17 protein-coding genes are annotated in these 18,284 nt (G+C 72.7%); 8 read left to right on the plus strand and 9 right to left on the minus strand.

The annotated features are described in order from the left end of the window. The first annotated feature begins 27 nt into the window (after window positions 1-27). Window positions 28-828, plus strand: a complete 801-nt coding sequence (locus L3i22_RS37845; RefSeq protein WP_221322264.1) for a hypothetical protein — start codon at window positions 28-30, stop codon at window positions 826-828. A 113-nt stretch (window positions 829-941) separates the two neighbouring features. Further along, window positions 942-1,547 (plus strand): DUF3455 domain-containing protein, encoded by a 606-nt coding sequence (locus L3i22_RS37850; protein ID WP_221322265.1) that lies wholly within the window; start codon window positions 942-944, stop codon window positions 1,545-1,547. A gap of 162 nt (window positions 1,548-1,709) precedes the next feature. Here L3i22_RS37850 and L3i22_RS37855 read toward each other — a convergent pair whose 3' ends face one another. The 4 genes from L3i22_RS37855 to L3i22_RS37870 form a co-directional block, all read right to left on the minus strand. Further along, complete coding sequence (locus tag L3i22_RS37855) at window positions 1,710-2,582, minus strand: PP2C family serine/threonine-protein phosphatase (protein WP_255657475.1); 873 nt, start codon at window positions 2,580-2,582, stop codon at window positions 1,710-1,712. Between the two features lie 282 nt (window positions 2,583-2,864). Next, on the minus strand, window positions 2,865-3,476 hold the full coding sequence (locus L3i22_RS37860) for a hypothetical protein (RefSeq protein WP_221322266.1): 612 nt from the start codon (window positions 3,474-3,476) through the stop codon (window positions 2,865-2,867). Then, window positions 3,473-3,937: a MarR family winged helix-turn-helix transcriptional regulator gene (locus L3i22_RS37865; RefSeq protein WP_221322267.1), complete on the minus strand. Its 465-nt coding sequence runs from the start codon at window positions 3,935-3,937 to the stop codon at window positions 3,473-3,475. Before L3i22_RS37865 ends, L3i22_RS37860 begins: the two co-directional genes overlap by 4 nt. 99 nt (window positions 3,938-4,036) lie before the next feature. Next, window positions 4,037-5,815 carry a glycoside hydrolase family 6 protein gene (locus L3i22_RS37870; protein WP_221322268.1) on the minus strand — a complete coding sequence of 593 codons (1,779 nt, stop codon included), beginning with the start codon at window positions 5,813-5,815 and terminating at the stop codon, window positions 4,037-4,039. 199 nt (window positions 5,816-6,014) lie between these two features. Between L3i22_RS37870 and L3i22_RS37875 the strand changes: the two genes are divergently transcribed. Together L3i22_RS37875 and L3i22_RS37880 are read left to right on the plus strand one after the other, a co-directional pair. Continuing rightward, the gene (locus L3i22_RS37875) at window positions 6,015-6,548 is read left to right on the plus strand and encodes an RNA polymerase sigma factor (RefSeq protein ID WP_221322269.1); all 534 of its coding nucleotides are present in this window, start codon (window positions 6,015-6,017) and stop codon (window positions 6,546-6,548) included. Next, window positions 6,545-7,396 carry a hypothetical protein gene (locus L3i22_RS37880; RefSeq protein WP_221322270.1) on the plus strand — a complete coding sequence of 284 codons (852 nt, stop codon included), beginning with the start codon at window positions 6,545-6,547 and terminating at the stop codon, window positions 7,394-7,396. Before L3i22_RS37875 ends, L3i22_RS37880 begins: the two co-directional genes overlap by 4 nt. Before the next feature lie 5 nt (window positions 7,397-7,401). Here L3i22_RS37880 and L3i22_RS37885 read toward each other — a convergent pair whose 3' ends face one another. Continuing rightward, the gene (locus tag L3i22_RS37885) at window positions 7,402-8,835 is read right to left on the minus strand and encodes a sensor domain-containing diguanylate cyclase (RefSeq protein WP_255657476.1); all 1,434 of its coding nucleotides are present in this window, start codon (window positions 8,833-8,835) and stop codon (window positions 7,402-7,404) included. 260 nt (window positions 8,836-9,095) lie between these two features. Between L3i22_RS37885 and L3i22_RS37890 the strand changes: the two genes are divergently transcribed. From L3i22_RS37890 to L3i22_RS37905, 4 genes are all read left to right on the plus strand, one after another. Further along, window positions 9,096-9,602, plus strand: a complete 507-nt coding sequence (locus L3i22_RS37890; RefSeq protein WP_221322272.1) for a hypothetical protein — start codon at window positions 9,096-9,098, stop codon at window positions 9,600-9,602. A gap of 430 nt (window positions 9,603-10,032) precedes the next feature. After that, entirely contained in the window at window positions 10,033-10,698 is a 666-nt protein-coding gene (locus tag L3i22_RS37895) for an HAD family phosphatase (RefSeq protein ID WP_221322273.1), read from the plus strand. A 437-nt stretch (window positions 10,699-11,135) separates the two neighbouring features. Beyond that, entirely contained in the window at window positions 11,136-12,278 is a 1,143-nt protein-coding gene (locus tag L3i22_RS37900) for an acyl-CoA dehydrogenase family protein (protein WP_221322274.1), read from the plus strand. Window positions 12,279-12,557: 279 nt separating this feature from the next. Then, on the plus strand, window positions 12,558-15,497 hold the full coding sequence (locus tag L3i22_RS37905) for a glycine--tRNA ligase (protein ID WP_221322275.1): 2,940 nt from the start codon (window positions 12,558-12,560) through the stop codon (window positions 15,495-15,497). Window positions 15,498-15,600: 103 nt separating this feature from the next. Here the strand turns inward: L3i22_RS37905 and L3i22_RS37910 are convergent, their stop codons facing one another. The 4 genes from L3i22_RS37910 to L3i22_RS53965 all read right to left on the minus strand — a co-directional run bounded on the left by L3i22_RS37910 (window position 15,601) and on the right by L3i22_RS53965 (window position 18,253). Next, on the minus strand, window positions 15,601-16,272 hold the full coding sequence (locus tag L3i22_RS37910; protein WP_221322276.1) for a DUF2306 domain-containing protein: 672 nt from the start codon (window positions 16,270-16,272) through the stop codon (window positions 15,601-15,603). A 165-nt stretch (window positions 16,273-16,437) separates the two neighbouring features. Next, a complete protein-coding gene (locus L3i22_RS37915; RefSeq protein WP_221322277.1) occupies window positions 16,438-17,088 on the minus strand; it encodes a response regulator in 651 nt (216 codons plus the stop codon). Next, the gene (locus tag L3i22_RS37920; protein WP_255657477.1) at window positions 17,085-17,891 is read right to left on the minus strand and encodes a sensor histidine kinase; all 807 of its coding nucleotides are present in this window, start codon (window positions 17,889-17,891) and stop codon (window positions 17,085-17,087) included. The genes L3i22_RS37915 and L3i22_RS37920 overlap by 4 nt, the downstream gene beginning before the upstream one ends. After that, window positions 17,885-18,253, minus strand: coding sequence for a hypothetical protein (locus L3i22_RS53965; RefSeq protein WP_255657478.1), 369 nt, complete (start codon window positions 18,251-18,253; stop codon window positions 17,885-17,887). The genes L3i22_RS37920 and L3i22_RS53965 overlap by 7 nt, the downstream gene beginning before the upstream one ends. Window positions 18,254-18,284 lie beyond the last annotated feature (31 nt).

Consider the following 18,284-nt stretch of genomic DNA (forward strand, 5'->3'; position numbering starts at 1 on the left):
AGGGGACGTCCGAGAAGGGGGATCGACGTGCGGCATCTCACCGCGCTGCTCTGGGCCACGCTCGCCGGGGCCGCACTGGGCGCCGGCGGCCTGACCGCGCCGGCCGACGCCGACGTGCCGGGGTTCAGCGTGCGCCTGACCACGCCCGCCACATTCCAGGCCGGCGGCACTACGAAGACGATCACCGCGGTGGCCTCGTCGGACCAGACGCGGTGCCGGAAGGTGCGCTGGACGCTGGTGGTGACCGGCGGCAAGGTGCCACTGAACCAGATCCGGGTGACCCGCGTCGAGAACAACCGCGAGTTCGCCACCCAGGTCAGCACGTCCGGCAACACCGCCACGATCATCGACGACCAGGTCGACCCGGGCACGCTCTGCCGCGGCCGCACGGTCACCGGCCAGTGGCTGGTCGGCTTCACCGGCCGGGACGGCGGCGAGGTCCGCTTCGAGGCGCAGGCCGACGACGCGCAGAACACCCGGCTCACCTCGATCAGCAGCACCACCGAGGTGACCACCAAGGTCGCCACCGCCTCACCCGCGCCCACGCCGACGAAGACCACCAAGGCGCCCACGGCGTCGGCGTCGCCCACCGAGGACGACCCGATCGAGGAGGTCACCGAGCCGACCCAGCCGGCCAACCGGACGACCAGCGCGTCGGCCCTGGTGCCCGCGTCCACCGACCAGAGCAACCTGCTCGGCCCGGGGCTGATCGTCGGCGGCGTGTTCTTCTTCCTCGGCCTGATCCTGCTACTGCGTCTGCGCTCCCGGACGAAGGAGGCGCGCCGCCAGTCCCAGACCTTGCCGACCGGTTTCTACACGATGCCGTAATCCGTCCGGTTATTCCCATATCTCCCGGGTGATTTGCCCACTAAACGGGGCTTTGGGGTCTACGGTGCCTTTACCGTGATCCACATCGTCACCGTCCACCCGGGAAGGCCTTCGTGACTCGTACCGCCAAAATCGCGGGCGCGGTCGGCGCACTAGCCCTCGCCGCCGTCGCCGTGCCCGCCGGCGTCTCCTTCGCCGGCACCGACCGGACGTCCGCCGCACCCGCGCCGGACACCCGGCCGGCCACCACCCAGGAAGAGAGTTTCCTGGGTGGCGTGCCCCAGGTCCCGGCCGCGCTGCAGCCGCCCGCCGGCAACGAGCTGCACGCGGTGCTCAAGGCCCGCGGCGTCCAGGTCTACGAATGCAAGCGCGGCACGTGGCAGCCGCTCGAACCGGCCGCGTCGCTGACCGGCGTGACCATGAGCCCGGTCAAGAAGGTCACCGCCGTCCACTTCCGCGGCCCGGCCTGGGTCTCCGACCAGGACGGCTCGATGGTCCAGGGCATCGACCCGATCACCACGCCGGCCCCGGACCCCGCGAACGTCCCGCAGGTCCTCTACAAGGCCACGGCCAACCGCGGCGGCGGCCTGTTCGGCGCGGTCACCTACATCCAGCGCATCGACCCGCACGGCGGCGCCGCCCCCTCGACAAGCTGCGGCGGCAACGACCCGGTGGCGGTCCCCTACCGAGCCGTGTACCGATTTTTCACGAAAAAATAGCCCAGACCTTAAAGATCTTCATTGCCTCGGCTGCGGCCAATAACTGATCGTCGCTCCCGCGGGGACCCTTCCGGGCCTCGCAAGGGCGCGGGGCGCCCAGAACACGAGACCCGCAAGGGCGATGTCCGAGGGTGGTTGCGGTCTAAAACCCGGCACCCCGGATCAGGTGACAGTCAGGACTATGGCGGTGGCGTTGTCCTGACCGCCGGCCGACAGGGTGGCTTCGAGCAGGGCGTTCACCGCGGCGGTCGGGGAGCCTGCGGCAAGGAGCCCGGTGAGGGACTCGTAGTCCAGCTGGCCCGAAACGCCGTCGGTGCACAGGAGCAGACGGTCCCCGGGGTGCAGCGGGACGTCGAGAACGTCCGGCGGCGGCTCGTCCGGGTGCCCGGCGTAGCGGGTCAACCGGTAACCGTCGGCGTGCGCCCGGGGGTCGGTGGCGGCATACCAGCCGTGGATCAGACCCAGCCAGGCGATCGTGTGATCGACGGTGAGGAGTTCCAGGAGGCCGCCCCGCAGGCGATACGCCCGGGAGTCGCCGAGCTGCACGATCCGGACAGCGGGTTCGGACTCCGGCAGGTCGGCCGGCACCTCGGCAGGTTCGGGCGCCGGCGGGTCGGCCCGCACGTCGGCAGGCGGGACCGGGCCGCGACCGGAAGCCCGGGAACCGTCGAGAGCCGCGGAACGGCCGGGGCCGTCCGGGGGGACTCCGATCAGGGCGGTGAGGGTGCAGCCGGTGAGGTCGTGCAGGGTGCGGGCTTTACGCCGTACGGCGGAATGCACTTGGGCGACAGCGGCCCGCAGCGCGGACGGGGATGGACCACCGCATTCCCTCGCGAAGGTGTCGACCGCGATGCGGCCGGCGGCCGCGCTGCCCTCCCCCGCGCCCATCCCGTCGGCGACGATCGCGAGCGGCCGATCCGGGTCGAGATGCAGCACGTCGTAGTTCCGGTCGTACCGATCCCCGGTCACGCTCCCGGCCGCCGCGCGCACGGACCGCTTCCCGATCCGCCACACGACCCCATCGGAACCGCTCACGCCAGACCCTCCACCCAAATCCGATAAATCCGCACACGCCCCAAGCCCGCGGTCACCGGCCCAGTGAAGCGCCCGGCGGCAAGGCCCGCGCAATCGGGCCGGCCCCGGAACCACCGGCGGCGAGACCCCCGGCAGCAGGTCCCGGACGCACCGCCGGCCGGGCCCCGGCAACGAGCCCAGAAACCGGCGGCGGGACGGGTGGCCGCGCAGGGCCACGGCGGGACGGGGTGGCCGCGCAAAGACCGCGGCGGGACGGGGTGGCCGCGCAGAGGCCGCGGCGGGTCAGGGCTCGCCGACGGTGAGGGTGAGGGTGAGGGTGAGGTGGGCGCGGGCGGCCTCGACCAGCGCCTCCGGCTCGTCCGCATGGAAGCGGATCTGAGTCACCGCCTCCCCCCGGGTCTTGCGGACCGGAACCACCAGCGGCCCCACCAGCCGCACGTCGACGCTGGTCTGACTGGCCATCCCCAGCGACAGCACCCCGTCCTCCACCTGTGTCTGCCCACCCGGCGGCAGCGACCGCCGGCGCACCTCGAGCCCGGCGATCTGATCCCACCGCAGCGGCAGGTCGAGCGTGATGCTGTTGCGGATCCGCAGCCCGGACGGCCCGACGACATGCTGGTGGACGTGCATCGTGGCGAGCAGCCCGACCATCCAGATCAGCCCGTAGACACCGAGCCCGAGCGCCACCCCGCGAACCGCCGCCCACGGCAGGATCAGGTGCAGGATCGGCAGCTCGATCGCGGAGACGACCAGGAACGCGCCGAGGATCAGGTTGACCGCGCGATGGTAGGTGAAGCGTCGCGCCCCGGCCTCGATCGCGACCGGCCGGCGGAAGACCCAGCGGAACAGCGCGGCCCAGAGCCGCAGCTCGTAGCGGATCACCGAGCGGATCACGAGGTCACCCCCGGCTGGTGGACGAGGCCGAGCCCGTGCAGCGTGGCCAGCACGTCGTCGAGGCCGGCGAGCAGCGCGTCGAAGCGCGCGGCCGGCATGTGCGCGAACAGCTGCCGCCCGAACTCCCGCTGCTGGGCGGTGATCCCGGCGAGCAGCTCGGTGCCCCGGGCCGTGCAGGTGACCAGGGCCGCGCGCCGGTCGGTGGGGTGCGCCTCGCGGGTCACCAGGCCGCCGGCGACCAGCCCGTCGACCAGGCCGGTGATCGCCCGCGGGGTCACCTTGAGCGCGTCGGCGAGGGCGCGCTGCGGGCTGGGACCCATCTCGCGCAGCGCCCAGAGCAGCGTCATCCGGGAGACGCTGAGCCCCTGCGCGGCGAGGCTCTTGGTCATGTCGTCGTTGAGCAGCACGACCAGCTCGATGATCCGGTCGAGTCCGGCGGCGTAGCGTTCGTCGTCACCCATATCGTGAAGGTACAACATCATGTAGGGCCTACACAATACTCGGAAAAAGAACCCCCGCCCCGGGCATGAACGGGGCGGGGGTCCGGTCGTGCGGCCGGGCTACAGCGCCGGGTAGGCGTTCGCCATCAGCTGCTGGAACTGGGCGGAGAACCAGGCGCCGGAGATCGGCGCGTTCGGCAGGGCGCCGCTCATGCTGTTGCCGTTGCGGGCGTTACCGGTGTAGGTCGGGTCGCACATCCGGTCGAAGCCCTTGCCCTCGTCGTTCGGGATCAGCGAGGAGGAGCCGTCCGACTCGCCCGGGGGCTTGACCCAGACGTAGGCGTCGATGCCCGCGGCCGGGGCGGCCTTGGGACGCTCGCCGAGGCCGGCGCCGGACTGGTTGCACCAGTTGCCGGCGTGGATCCGGCGGTCGATGCGGGAGCCGTCGACGTACGTGTTGACGTCGGTCGAGGTGCTCGCCGCGGTGGGCCGGGCCGAGCCGCCCCAGCCGTTGCGGGAGGTGTCGATCAGCATCCCGATGTTGCTGTTGAAGCCGATCGAGACCAGCTTGGTCCGGAACGCCTGGGCGAACGTCAGCTCGTCGGTGTACTGGTTCCAGTCCACCCACTTCGACTGCCGGACGCTCTGGCCACCGACCGTGGTGGTCGGCTGGACCCACGGCTCGGACAGCGCCGAGTAGTTGGCCGTGTTGGTGATGAAGCCGGTGACGTTGTTGACGCTGCCGGACGCCTGGGCGGCCTGGAGCATGATGTCCGCGGTCGGGCTGAAGTTCGAGTCCCAGCCGATCCAGCCGTGGTGCGCGGCGTCGACGTAGTTGTAGGTGTTGCTCAGCGCGCCGAGCTTGTTCAGGGCGTAACCGATGCCCTGCACGTACCCGCCGTTGGCCTTCATCGTGTCGCACATCGCCGTGCCGCCGGCCTGGCCGGAGGTGTTGGTGACGAGGTTCGGCAGCGAGTCGATCTCGACGATGTTGATGATCCGCAGGCTCTTGTACTTCGCGTCGGCCTGGATCGCGGCGATCGGGTCGATGTACTCGGTCTTGTAGCGCGGCAGGTCGTTCGGGCCGAGCTCACCGTTCGAGGCGAGAGCGGCGCAGTCCCGGCCGGGCAGGTTGTAGATCACGAACTGGATGTAGCCGGCGCCCTGCGCGAGAGCCGCGTCCAGGTGCGCCCGGACCCCCATCGCGCCGTTCGAGCTGCTGCTCGTGGTGCCCTCGATCGCGGCGATCCGGTCCAGCCAGACCGCGGTCGGGTTGTTCGAGACGCGGCTGCCGCCGGTCTCGGCGTCGGCCTTCGCCTTCCACTCCGGGTTCACGTAGCCCTTGACGCCGGCGTACGGGTTGTCCACCTTCACGCCCGGGCTCGTCGAGGTCGACGGCGACACGCTGGTGGAGGGCGACACGCTGGTCGACGGGGAGACGCTGGTGGACGGGCTCGACGAGGGCGAGCCGGGCGTCGTGGCGCCGGTGCAGGCGGTCCCGTTCAGCTTGAACGTGGCCGGGGTGGCGTTCGTCCCCGAGTAGTTCGCGTTGAAGCCGAAGTTCGCCGTCCCGTTGGTGGCGAGCGAGGCCGCCCACGACGGGTTCGTCGCGGTCACGTTCTGCCCGGACTGGGTGATCGTGGCGCTCCAGCCTTGCGTGATCGTCTGGTTACCGGCGAAGGCCCAGGTCAGGTTCCAGCCACCGGAGATCGGGTCGCCGAGGTTGGTGACGACGACGTTGCCGGTGAAGCCGGTGGACCACTGGTTCACCGTGTAGTCGACACGACAGCCGGCGGCCGCGCTGGCATCGGTCGACATCGCGACCGCGCCGGCGCCGGCCACGACACTCACGACGGCGGCTGCCGTGAGGGCTCGTGCCCGGGTGGAGATGGATCTCATCAGGACTCCTCGAGGCGTGCGGCGGCGCCAGAGATCAGCGCCTATGGGAGCGGCGGCCGACACATCGGTGGGGATCGTTGGCCGACGCGGACAGCATTACATGGGAGCGCTCCCAGCGCAACGATCCCGAAACAGAAGGGCAATGGGGCGTTCATGGTGCAACAACCGGGTCCCCGGCGGCCATAGGTGTGATGTGACCATGCTGACCGTGACCGACGAGGACATCGGGACTCTCTTCGACCGCCATGCCCGGGCCGTCTACAACCACGCCTTCCGGCTGACCGGCTCGTGGTCCCTCGCCGAGGAGATCGTCCAGGCCACCTTCCTGACCGCCTGGCAGCGCCGGGCCGGCATCCGCCTCGTCGACGGCTCGCCGCTGCCCTGGCTGCTGGTCACCGCCGGCAACCACGCCCGCACCGAGCAGCGCACGCTGGCCCGCTGGCGCCGCCGGCTGCTGCACTCCCCGGTCGCGGACGTCGAGGCCGATCCGGCGGACGACGTGGCCGGGCGCCTCGACGACGAGCGCCGGATGCGGGACCTGCTCGACGCGATGCGGAAACTCCCGCGCGCCGAGCGCGAGGCGGTCGCCCTCTGCCTGTGGTCCGGCGTCGGCTATCCCGAGGCCGCGGCCGTCCTCGGCGTCTCCGAGACCGCCGTGCGCAGCCGGGTCAGCCGGGCGCGCTCCCGATTGAGCCGGCTGCTCGCCACCGCCGTACCGGAAGGAATTCGATGATCGCCAACCTTGAGCCGCCGGCGGAGCGTGACCTGCCGCCCGCTCGCGCCGCGCGAATGCGCGCCACGCTCCTGAGCGCCGCAAAACCGAAGACCCGGCGCTGGGTGCGCCTCGCGGTGGCGGCCTCGCTCACGGCCGCGGTCGCTGTCGCGATTGCCGGGGTACGGCCGCAGCGGCTGCCCACCACGCTCGCGCTCGGCCCGGACCAGCTCTCGTCAACCCTGGAAGCCGTCGTCGACCACTGCCTCGGGCAGCGCTACGACCTGGCCGAGCGGACAGCCGTGGCCGACATCCCGGTGGTCACCGCACGGGACGTCGCGGTCGCCGCCGAGTCGCGGGGCCAGGCGATCGCCCTCTTCGTCACCGACCAGGGCTTCTTCGCCTGCACCCTGGACCAGATCGTCCGCCCGATCATCGGCGTGCGGATCCAGGCCGGGGGCGGCCTCACCGGCGGCGGGTGGAACGGCGGGCGCGACTGGCTGCCCGGCCCGGTGCAGGTCCTGATGAGCGGCGCCGCGGTCCCGGAGACGGGCCCGGCCGAGATGAGCCTGGTCGGGCGGGTCAGCTCCCGGGTCGCCCGGCTGGTCGCCGAGGACGGCACGCACACCGTCGAGGCGCGGCTCGCGAACGGCATGTTCGGCCTGCTCGCGGGCACCGACGAGGTGGCCTACGCGGGGCAGCTGGTCGCCTACGACGCGGGCGGCGCGGAGATCTCCCGGGAGCCGATGTTCCCGCAGGCCACCGACGACCGCTGCTGGACCGGCCCGGACGGCGCGATCCTCTACCCGGATCCGAGCTACCCCGGACCGGCCGGGAGGTGCCTCCCGGCCGAGCCCTGGGGGCACTGACCGCCCTACGGCGTCAGGTGGACGCCGCCGCCACCGCGCTTGGCCTCGTACATCGAGGCGTCGGCGTGCTGCATCAGGACCCCGAAGTCGATCGCGTGCCGCGGGAACAGTGACACCCCGATGCTCGCGCCGATCTGCACCGAGCGGCCGTCGATCTGGAACGGCTCGCGCAGCCGCTCGCAGATCCGCTCGCCGACCCGGACCGCCCCGGCCTCGTCCGGGTTCGCGGTGACCAGCACCGAGAACTCGTCGCCACCGAGCCGGGCGGCCAGGTCCGGCTTGCGGATCAGGCCGTCCAGGCGCTTCGCCACCAACTGCAGCAGCACGTCGCCGGCGTGGTGCCCGATCGTGTCGTTGACCTGCTTGAACCCGTTCAGGTCGAGCAGCAGCAGGCCCAGCCGGGTGCCGGTGGCCATGGCGATCTCGACCGCCTGCTCACCCCGGTCCAGCAGCGCCTTGCGGTTCGGCAGGCCGGTCAGCGAGTCGTGGAACGCCTGCCGGGTCAGCTCCTGCATGTGCTGCCGGTTCGCCTCCCGCATCCGGGCGCTGTCCATGATCAGCGCGCCCTCGGCGGCCAGCTGCTGGGCCAGGATCCGGTCCCGCGCGGTCCACTCCCGGGCGCCCGACGAGTCCCCGCACATCACCATGCCGACCGGTCCGAAACCGGTCATCAACGGCATCGCGATGAACGAGCCCAGCTCCAGCGTCTGCGCCATCCCACCGGGCCGGGTCTTGGCCGTCGCGGTGTTCCCGACCAGCACCGGCTCGCCCGACTCGACCGTGCTGCGCCACACCGGCGACTCGATCGCGGACTTGCCGACCAGGTTCTCCCGCAGCGTGCCGAGCCGTTCGTCGGGGCAGCCGACGCCGTAGACGTACCGGATCCGGCCGTCGTTGTCGATCAGGTGCAGGGCGGCGTGCTCGGTGCGGAACGCCGTGGCGCACGAGTGGGTCAGCAGCTCGGCCGCCTCCTCCACGCTGCCCGCGGTCATCCCCTTCTCGAACAGCTCCTGGATCGTCGAGCTGGTGTGCGCCACGAACTGCCGGGCCTTCTCCGCGAACAGCCCCTGCAGGGTGGTGGCGAAGTGCAGCGCGACCGTCGAGATGGTGTCCTGGCGCAGCTCCGCCAGCAGGTCCCCGGTCAGCAGCAGCACGCCGACGGTCTGGCCGCCGATCCGCAGGCGGATCGCCATCTGCTGGCCGCTGACCACCGGCGGTCCACCGGCCGCGGCCCGGAAGACCTTGCCGGCGACCAGTTGGTCCCGCCGGCCCGGCTCACCGAACTGGGCGGTCGCCCCCATCAGCCCGCTCTCCGAGTCCAGCTCGAAGACGGTCGCCGCGGTCAGCCCGGCGAGCTCCCGCAGGTGCGGAGTCATCAGGTCGAGCACGTGCTGCACCGAAGGGGTGTCCTTGGTCATGAAGCCGACCAGCTCGGCCAACAGCAGAACCTGCCGGTCAGGTTCCGCGCCAGTAACGCCGGCGGCCTCCACCAGAGGTCCGGCTGTGTGCAATCCGCTGCCCACGCTCATGGCCCTATGGTCGGCGTCAACCGGGCGGGGTTGAGCCGGGATGGCCGTGTGCGTGGTCGCAGTTCGGGAGCGACGCGGTTCCCGGATGGCTGAAAACGCCGTATGTCCTGGTCATCGACATGCTGGGCGGTTACCGTCAGGACACCTCGTCAGGGTGACCGGAGGGGACTGTGAACGCGTACCGGAAACTGGTGGCCGTCGCGGCGGTCACCCTCTTCCTCTCGGCCGCCGCGGCCGCCGCCGTGCTGTCCCGCGTCGACCGGACGGCGCCGGCCTACGTCCCGGTCGCCCTGCCACGCACCGGCTTCGGCGCGCGGCCGGAGCCCTGGCCCAGCGCGTCCGGCCCGGCCGCCGAGCTGGAGTTCACCCACCGGGACGACCTGGCCACGCTCGACCTGACCGGGCAGTACGCGGCCGAGCTCGCCGCTGCCGCCGGCGACCACACCGACCCGGCCTCGATCCTCGCCGAGCACCAGCGGCTGCGCCGGGCGCTGGCCAGCGACGAGCACCCGGTCGTCCTCCTCCGGACCACCGACCTGCGGCATCCGGCGAGCGACCCCGGGACGTGGCTGACGGTCGCCCTCGGCGACTTCCCCAGCTCGGCCGCCGTGACCGCCTGGTGCCACTCGGTCCCCACCGCCCACTGCCTCCCCCGCCGCCTCGACCCACCCCGCTGACCCACCCCGCCGCACGCTCCCCTCCCCCGCCGCACCGCGCCCCGTCGCACCGCACCCCGCGCCCCGTCGCACCCGCGCGGCACCGCACCCCGCGCCCCACTGCCGCGCCTCGCCGCACTGCCGCGCCCCGCACCACCCCGCGCCGCGCCGCGCACCGCCGCCCCGCACCGCCCCGCACCACCCCGCACCACCCCGCGCCGCGCACCGCCGCCCCGCCACGCGCCGCGCACCGCCGCCCGCGCCAGCTCCGCACCACGCCGCGCCCCGACCCGGCCCGCGCGGCCCCGGGCCCCGCCGCGCCCGCCCCGCCACACGCCGGCCCGCGCCACCACGCCGCCGCACCGCGCCGCCACGGCCCGGCCCGCGGCGGCGCGGCACACTGTGTTCCGCGTCGCGTCGGGCCGGCCCGCTCATCCGGGATACTGCGTCGATGACGATCGAGGCGCTGATCTTCGACTTCGACGGCCTGCTGATGGACACCGAGAGCACGCTGCTGGACAGCTGGCGCTGGGAGTGGCGGCAGCACGGCCTGGAGCTCGACGAGGCCGGGTTCTTCGCGGAGCACGGCGGGGACGTCAGCGAGCTGCGCTACACCGTGCTGGCCGCCGCCGTCGGGCCGGACTTCGATCGGGCGGCCAGCCACGCCCGCCGCCGCGCCTACCGCGAGCGGGTGCACGCCGGCCTGGCCCTGAACCCCGGCATCGCCGCCTGGCTCGACGAGGCCGGACGCCTCGGCCTGCGGCTCGCGGTGGCCAGCAGCTCCCCGGCCTGGTGGGTGCGGGGCGAGCTGGCCCGGACCGGTGACCTGGCCCGCTTCGAGGTCCTGGCCTACGGCGACGAGGTCGCCGCGCACAAGCCGGACCCGGCGGTCTACCACCTGGCACTGGCCCGCCTCGACCTGAAGTCGGAGCAGGCGGTCGCCTTCGAGGACAGCCCGCACGGCGTCACCGCCGCCCAGTCCGCCGGCCTGCGCTGCGTCGCGATCCCGAACCCGTTCACCCCGGCGACCCGGTACACCCACGCGGACGTCGTGCTGCCGAGCGCCACCACGACAACCCTCAGCGAGGCCCTGACCCGCGCAACCCACGACTTCTAGCCACCCCCACAACCCACGCGACCCGCAGCTTCTGGCCACCCGCGCAGCCCGCACAACCCGCGCAGCCCGCGCAGCCCGCGCAGCCCGCGCAGCCCGCAACTTCTAGCCACCCGCGCGACCTTCTAGCCACCCGCCGAGCCAGCCACCTGCCGAGCCGGGGACGCCCGCCGCCTCGCAAACCCCTCAAATCTCGCCTATCCGGAAAATCCCCCACGGCTCAGGACGCTGGAAGGCGGCGGGCCACGAAGACCCACACGACGCGACGGGCCACGAAGACCCACACGACGCGACGGGCCACGAAGACCCACACGACGCGACGGGCCGCGAAAGCCCACACGACGCGACGGGCCGCGAAAGCCCACACGACGCGACGGGCCGCGAAAGCCCACGCGACACGGGACTCTTAGATTTCCGCGGGACGGGGAATGTAGGCCCGCATGCTCGTCGGAGATCTTTACGCGTTTCAGGGACTGCTGTCCGAGGACGAGGCCGCGACCGTGCACCGGGTCCGCGACTTCCTGGCGGCCGAGGTGACCCCGATCGCCAACGAATACTGGGCCCGGGCCGAGTTCCCGACCCACCTGATCAAGCAGTTCGCCGGCCTCGGCCTGGCCGGCCAGGAACGCTCGTCGCTGCTCAACGGCTGGCTGGCGCTCGAGATGGCGCACGCGGACGCCTCGATGGCGACGTTCTACGGCGTCCACGCCGGGCTCGCGATGGGCAGCATCCAGTCCTGCGGCTCGCCGGAGCAGCGCGAACGCTGGCTGCCCGGGATGACCGCGTTCGATCAGGTCGGCGCGTTCGCGCTGACCGAGCCGACCGGTGGCTCGGACGTGGCCGCCGGGCTGCGCACCACGGCCCGCCGGGACGGTGACACCTGGGTGCTGAACGGGCAGAAGCGCTGGATCGGCAACGCCACCTTCGCCGACCTGATCGTGGTCTGGGCCCGGGACGTCGAGGACGACCAGGTGAAGGGCTTCGTCGTGCCGGGCGGCACGCCCGGCTTCACGGCCACCAAGATCGAGAACAAGATCGCGCTGCGGATCGTGCAGAACGCCGACATCACGCTCACCGACGTGCGCGTGCCCGAGGCGGACCGGCTGCAGAACGCGAACTCGTTCAAGGACACCGCCAAGATCCTGCGCCAGACCCGCAGCGGGGTGGCCTGGGAGGCGGTCGGGGTGATGCTCGCGGCCTACGGGATCGCCCTGAAGTACGCCGGCGAGCGCGAGCAGTTCGGCCGACCGATCGCGAAGTTCCAGCTGGTCCAGGACCTGCTCGTACGGATGCTCGGGAACGTCACCGGCTCGCTCGGGATGTGCGTGCGGCTGGCCCAGTTGCAGGACGCCGGGCAGTACCGGGACGAGCACTCGGCGCTGGCCAAGGCGTACTGCACGACCCGGATGCGCGAGGTCGTCGGCTGGGCCCGGGAGCTGCTCGCCGGCAACGGCATCGTGCTGGACTACGACATCGGTCGCTTCGTGGCCGACGCCGAGGCCCTCTACTCCTACGAGGGAACCCGGGAGATCAACACGCTGATCGTCGGACGCGCGATCACCGGCCACGGCGCCTTCGTGTAGCGGCCGGGGTTTCCGCGGCCACCCGCGGATGAGGAGAGCGGTGAACCCGTACACGGGTTTTGTGGGTTGACCGCAACCACCCACGGACGTCGCCCTGTAGGGTCTCGCGTTCTGGGCGCCCCACGCCCTGCGAGACCCGGAAGGGTCCCCGCGGGAGCGACGATCAGTTATCGGCCGCAGCCGAGGCAATAAAGAACTTGAATTTGATCTTTGTGACGCGTGCCGGACGCGGCGAATGCGATTGCTCACCCTCCGTCGCCTCCCCCTAGACTTCGGCGCATGCTCACCATGCAGGAGGCTCTGACCCGGTTGACGGCGTACTGGACGGAGCACGGCGCTCTGATCGTCCAGCCGATGAACACCGAGGTCGGAGCGGGCACCCTGAACCCGGCCACCTTCCTGCGCGTGCTCGGTCCCGAGCCGTGGCGGGTCGTCTACGTCGAGCCGTCGGTGCGCCCCGACGACTCCCGGTACGGGGAGAACCCGAACCGGTTGCAGACGCACACCCAGCTCCAGGTGATCCTGAAGCCCGACCCGGGCAACCCGCAGGAGCTCTACCTCGGCAGCCTGACCGCGCTCGGGATCGACGTCGCCGCGCACGACGTCCGGTTCGTCGAGGACAACTGGGCCTCCCCCGCGCTCGGCGCCTGGGGTCTGGGCTGGGAGGTGTGGCTGGACGGGTTGGAGATCACCCAGTTCACCTACTTCCAGCAGGCCGGCGGGATCAACCTCGACCCGGTGTCGGTGGAGATCACCTACGGCATCGAGCGGATCATCATGGCGCTGCAGAACAAGCAGCACTTCAAGGAGATCGAGTACGCGCCCGGCGTCAGTTACGGCGAGGTGTTCGGCCAGGCGGAGTACGAGATGTCCCGCTACTACCTCGACGACGCCGACATCGAGGCGAACCGGCGGCTGCTCGACCTCTACGCCGGCGAGGCGCAGCGGATGATCGACGCGGGGCTGCCGGTGCCCGCGCACAGCTTCGTGCTCAAGTGCTCGCAGGCGTTCAACGTGCTCGACTCGCGCGGCGCGGTCTCCACCGCCGAGCGGGCCGCCGAGTTCGGCCGGATGCGCCGGCTCGCCGGTGAGGTCGCCCGGCTGTGGGTGGACCGGCGCGCCGAGCTCTCGCACCCGCTGGGCCTGACCCCGGCGCTCGAGCCGGTCCGGCCGGCGGCCGCCGTGCAGACCGGTGACCGGCCGCGCACGCTGGTCTTCGAGATCGGCACCGAGGAGCTGCCGCCGGCCGAGCTGCGCAGCGCCCGGGAGCAGGTGCTGCGCCTGGTCACCGAGGGGCTGGCCGGGACCCGGCTGGCGCACGGCGCGGTCCGGGTCTTCGGCACGCCGCGGCGGCTGATCGCCGTAGTGCCGGAGGTCGCGGCCCGCGAGGAGGACCACGTGCGGGTCGTCCGCGGGCCGAAGACGCAGGCGCCGGCCAAGGCCGTCGAGGGCTTCGCCCGTGGGCAGGGCGTCGACGTCGCGAGCCTCGCGACCGAGGAGCTCAACGGCGCCGAGCACTACGTCCTGCGCAAGCAGGAGATCGGTCAGCCCGCGCCGCAGGTGCTCGCCGAGGTGCTGGCAAAGGTGGCCGGTGGCCTGCGCGCGGCCAAGAACATGCGGTGGAACGACCCGAAGCTGGCGTTCAGCCGCCCGGTCCGCTGGCTGACCGCGCTCTGGGGTGACGACGTGGTCCCGGTCGCGGTCTCCACCCTGGCCGCCGGCCGGCAGACCCGGCTGCTGCGCACCGCGACCCCGCCGGTGATCGACATCGCGTCGGCCGAGTCGTTCCTGGAGACGCTCGGCGTGAACGGGATCGTCGCCGACCACGAGGACCGCCGCGAGCTGATCGTGGTCGGGGCGCAGGATCTCGTCTACCCCGACGGGACCGTCGACGTGACGGGCGAGGCCGCGCTGATCGACCAGATCACCGACCTGGTGGAGCAGCCGTTGCCGCTGCTCGGCACGTTCGACGAGGGTTACCTGACGCTGCCGGACGCGGTGCTGACCACGGTGATGCGCAAGCACCAGCGGTACCTGCCGGTCCGGGACGCGGACGGCAAGCTGCTGCCGATGTTCGTCACGGTGGCGAACGGGCCGGTCGACGTGGAGCTGGTCCGCACCGGCAACGAGGCGGTGCTGCGGGCCCGGTACGAGGACGCGCGCTTCTTCTACCGCGCCGATCTGGAGACCCCGCTCGAGCGGATGAAGGCCCGGCTGACCCGGCTCACCTTCACCGACAAGCTCGGCTCGATGGCCGACCGGGCCGGGCGGATCGGGGCGCTGGCCCAGACCCTGGGCGAGCGGCTCGGGCTCGGCTCCGCGGTGCTGGCGCGGGCCGCCGAACTGGTCAAGTTCGACCTGGGGTCGCAGCTGGTCACCGAGATGACCAGCCTGGCCGGGGTGATGGCGCGGGATTACGCGCTGCACGCCGGCGAGTCGCGGGCGGTCGCGGAGGCGATCTTCGAGGCGGAGCTGCCGCGCAACACCGGTGACTCGCTGCCGCGCACCGTCCCGGGCGCGCTGCTCTCGCTGGCGGACCGGCTGGACCTGGTGGCCGGGCTCGCCGCGACGGTCGGGCTGCCGACCGGGTCCAGCGACCCGTTCGCCATCCGCCGGGCCGTGCTCGGCCTGCTCGCGGTGCACCGGTCGACGCCCGAGTTCGCCGCGCTGTCGCTGGTGGACGCGCTGGCGCTGGCCACCCAGCCGGTGCCGGTCACCGCGGAGGTGCTCGCGGCGGTCGGCGACTTCCTGGCGAAGCGCCTGGAGCAGGCGCTGACCGAGGAGGGCCAGCCGGTGGACCGGGTGCGGGCGGTGCTGCCGCACTTCGCCCGGCCGTCGGTCGCGGACACCCTGCTGGGGCAGCTCGCGGTCGCGGTGGGCGACGCGGACTTCGCCGCGGTCACCGCGGCGATCCAGCGGGCCCGGCGGATCGTGCCGGAGGGGACCCCGGCGGGTTACGACACCGGCGCGCTCAAGGAGCCGGCCGAGCTGGCGCTGCACGACGCGGTCACCGCGGTCCGCGCGGACCTGGACGGGTCGGTGGACCTGCCGCGCTTCGTCGCCGCGACCGGGCGCCTGGTCGGGCCGGTCAACACGTTCTTCGACGACGTGCTGGTGATGGCCGAGGACCCGGCGATCCGGGCGGCCCGGCTCGGGCTGCTGGTGGCCGTCCGGGACCTGGGCGACGGCCTGCTGGACTGGCCGCAGCTGCGCCTCTGAGCTCCCCCGGCCGGCGCGGCGGACCTTCCCGCCCGCGCCGGCCGGCCCGCTCGCCCCCGCCGACCTGCTCGACCCCGCCGGCCCGCTCGGCGCGGGTGGGCGGTCAGGCCGGGCGGAGCGCATGGAGACCCGGCCGGCCACGGATGATCCACTCGGCGACGACGATGTTGATGATCCAGCCGGCGGCCATCGCCACCGCGCGCCCGCCCATCCCCGGCGTCACCCCGGCGACGGCGAACGGCAGGTGCGTGAAGACCTGCGTGCCCGCGCCCTGGGCCAGCGCATACGCCCGGATCATCCAGGCCCGGTGGCTCGCGATCTCCCGCCGCCGGATCGTCGTCACGGCCAGCACCAGCGACGCGAGCATCCCGCTCCCGACGATCAGGCGGGTGACCTCGACGACCACGCCGTCGACCGGCGGCACGTCGTAGAAGACCGCCATCCACATCCCGCTGACCGCGACCACCACCCCGGCCGCGACCAGGCCCCGGCCGGCAATCCGGTGCCAGCGGCGATGCCGGTTGCGGAAGCCGGGGGCGAACTGGAACGCCCCGGCCACGCAGTACAGCACCGCGGCGATGATGTGCGCGACGACCGGCAGCGGCATGGCGAAGAAGCGCGCGTTCTCCTCGGTGACCGGCGCGCCGGTGGCCAGTTGGCCGAGCCGGATCACCCCGGCGAGCGAGGGCACCAGGCTGAGCGCGATCAGCGCCGCGGGAATCCGCCACCCGCCTCGTCCGGACCGTCGCCGCACCAGCCCCGCATTCGTCGTCATGCGTCGATGGTGCCGCCGGAAAAAGGCTCCGACACCGGTCCAAAGAACGGTCTTGAAACCGTTCTTTCGGCCGGTTACCACCAACCGGCCCAGCGTGCTCAAACCCCGGTCAACACCGACCGACCCGGGCGTGCTCAACCGCCGGTCAGCACCAACCGATACCGGTCACCGCCGGCCGGTCTGATACGCCCACATGGCGATCTCGACCCGGTTCCGCGCCCCGATCTTCCCCATCAGGCTGGCCACATGCGTCTTCACGGTACTGAGGCTGATGAACAGCGCCCCGGCGATCTCGTTGTTCGTCCGCCCCTCCGCCACCGCCTGCAGCACCTCCTCCTCCCGCTCGGTCAGCGGCTCCCCCGGCTGCGGCAACGGCCCACCCGGCCCGCCACGCGCGAACGTCTTCAGCAGCCGCGCGGTCACCGCCGGCGCGATGATCGCGTCCCCCGCGGCCGCCGCCCGCACCGCCTGGCCGAGCAGCTCCGCCCCGGCCTCCTTGAGCAGGAACCCCCGGGCGCCCGCCCGCAACGCCCCGTACACATGCTCGTCCAGGTCGAACGTGGTGATCACGACGACCGCGATCGGGTCGGCGACGCCCGGCCCGGCCAGTTCCCGGGTCGCGGCGATGCCGTCCACCCCCGGCATCCGGATGTCGAGCAGGCAGACGTCCGGGCGCAGGCGACGGGCCAGCTCGACGGCCTGGTGACCGTTCGCCGCCTCGCCGATCACCCGGATGCCCGGCTGCGCATTCAAGATCATTACCAATCCGGTACGGACGATCTCCTGATCGTCCGCGACCAGCACGGTCACGGTCACGCCGGCAACACCGCCTCGACGTGCCAGCCGCGTTCCGGGCCGGGCCCGGCGGTACACGTGCCGCCGAGCAGCTCGGCGCGCTCACGCATGCCGTTCACGCCGTACCCCGCAAGCTTTTTGGACCGCAGCGGACCCGGCGCCGAACCGTCGTCGGTGACCACCAGCCTGATCTGGTCTTTTTCGGCCATCACCCGGACCAGGATGTGGGTCGCGCCGCGCGCGTGACGCCGCGCGTTGGTGACCGCCTCCTGGGCGATCCGGAAGATCGCCGCACCCGCCGCCGGAGCGACCGCGCCCAGGTCATCACCGATCTCGATGGCGACCGCCGGCCCGGCCCCGGCGGACAGACCGGCCAGGTCGGCGAGGCGTGGCGCGTCCGGCTCGTCGGTGCGCAGCGCGCGGATGACCGTGCGCATCTCGGTCAGCGCCTCCTTCGCCTCGCTCTCGATCAGGCGCAGCGCGTCGGCCGCCGCGTCCGGATCCGCACCGGAGGTGGCCAGGCCCGCCTGCGCCCGGATCGCCATCGCGGAGACGTGGTGCGCGACCGTGTCGTGCAGGTCACGGGCCAGCCGCTCGCGCTCCCGGAGCCGGACCTGCTCCAGCTCACGGGTCCGCGCGCCGGTACGGAACCGGACCGCCGCACCGAGCGCGAGCACGGCGACCAGCAGAACCGCCCCGCCCGCCGAGTCGCTCGCGGGCTCCTGGCCCAGGGCGAGCGCCAGCGCCTGCTTGCCGAGGATCACCGCCAGCCCGATCGCCGCCTCGGGGCCGGAGCCCCAGCGGAACAGCGCGTAGATCAGCAACAGCAGGTAGACCAGGGAATACTCCTCCGGCTTGACCCCGCCGGTGAGGAGTGGGGCGAGCAGCGTGGCGCCGAACGCGAGGGTGACCGCTTGACCCCGCCGGTGAGGAGTGGGGCGAGCAGCGTGGCGCCGAACGCGAGGGTGACCGCGAGCAGCGGGCGGCTGCGCCGGATCAGCAGGACCGGGGCCAGCCCGACGGCGAGCACCACGGCGACCGCGCCACCCGGCTGATCCGGGCGCAGGGCGCCCTCGACCGCGGCCGTGGCGGCGCAGACGGCGACCAGGAGCCAGTCGAGCCGGGACGGACCGGAGGCGCCAGGAGGACGCGGTTCAGCGAGGAGCGAACGCAGCGGGCCGGGCACGCCCCGATCGTACGGCCGCCCCGGTTTTTGT

The sequence above is a fragment of the Actinoplanes sp. L3-i22 genome, assembly GCF_019704555.1.
Classification (GTDB): Bacteria; Actinomycetota; Actinomycetes; order Mycobacteriales; family Micromonosporaceae; genus Actinoplanes.

Excerpts from the sequence above, each read along its gene's own strand:
- L3i22_RS37870 (WP_221322268.1), bottom strand. The coding sequence starts at position 5,815 with ATGAGATCCATCTCCACCCGGGCACGAGCCCTCACGGCAGCCGCCGTC.
- L3i22_RS37875 (WP_221322269.1), top strand. The coding sequence starts at position 6,015 with ATGCTGACCGTGACCGACGAGGACATCGGGACTCTCTTCGACCGCCAT.
- L3i22_RS37865 (WP_221322267.1), bottom strand. The coding sequence starts at position 3,937 with ATGGGTGACGACGAACGCTACGCCGCCGGACTCGACCGGATCATCGAG.
- L3i22_RS37905 (WP_221322275.1), top strand. The coding sequence starts at position 12,558 with ATGCTCACCATGCAGGAGGCTCTGACCCGGTTGACGGCGTACTGGACG.
- L3i22_RS37910 (WP_221322276.1), bottom strand. The coding sequence starts at position 16,272 with ATGACGACGAATGCGGGGCTGGTGCGGCGACGGTCCGGACGAGGCGGG.
- L3i22_RS37880 (WP_221322270.1), top strand. The coding sequence starts at position 6,545 with ATGATCGCCAACCTTGAGCCGCCGGCGGAGCGTGACCTGCCGCCCGCT.
- L3i22_RS37895 (WP_221322273.1), top strand. The coding sequence starts at position 10,033 with ATGACGATCGAGGCGCTGATCTTCGACTTCGACGGCCTGCTGATGGAC.
- L3i22_RS37900 (WP_221322274.1), top strand. The coding sequence starts at position 11,136 with ATGCTCGTCGGAGATCTTTACGCGTTTCAGGGACTGCTGTCCGAGGAC.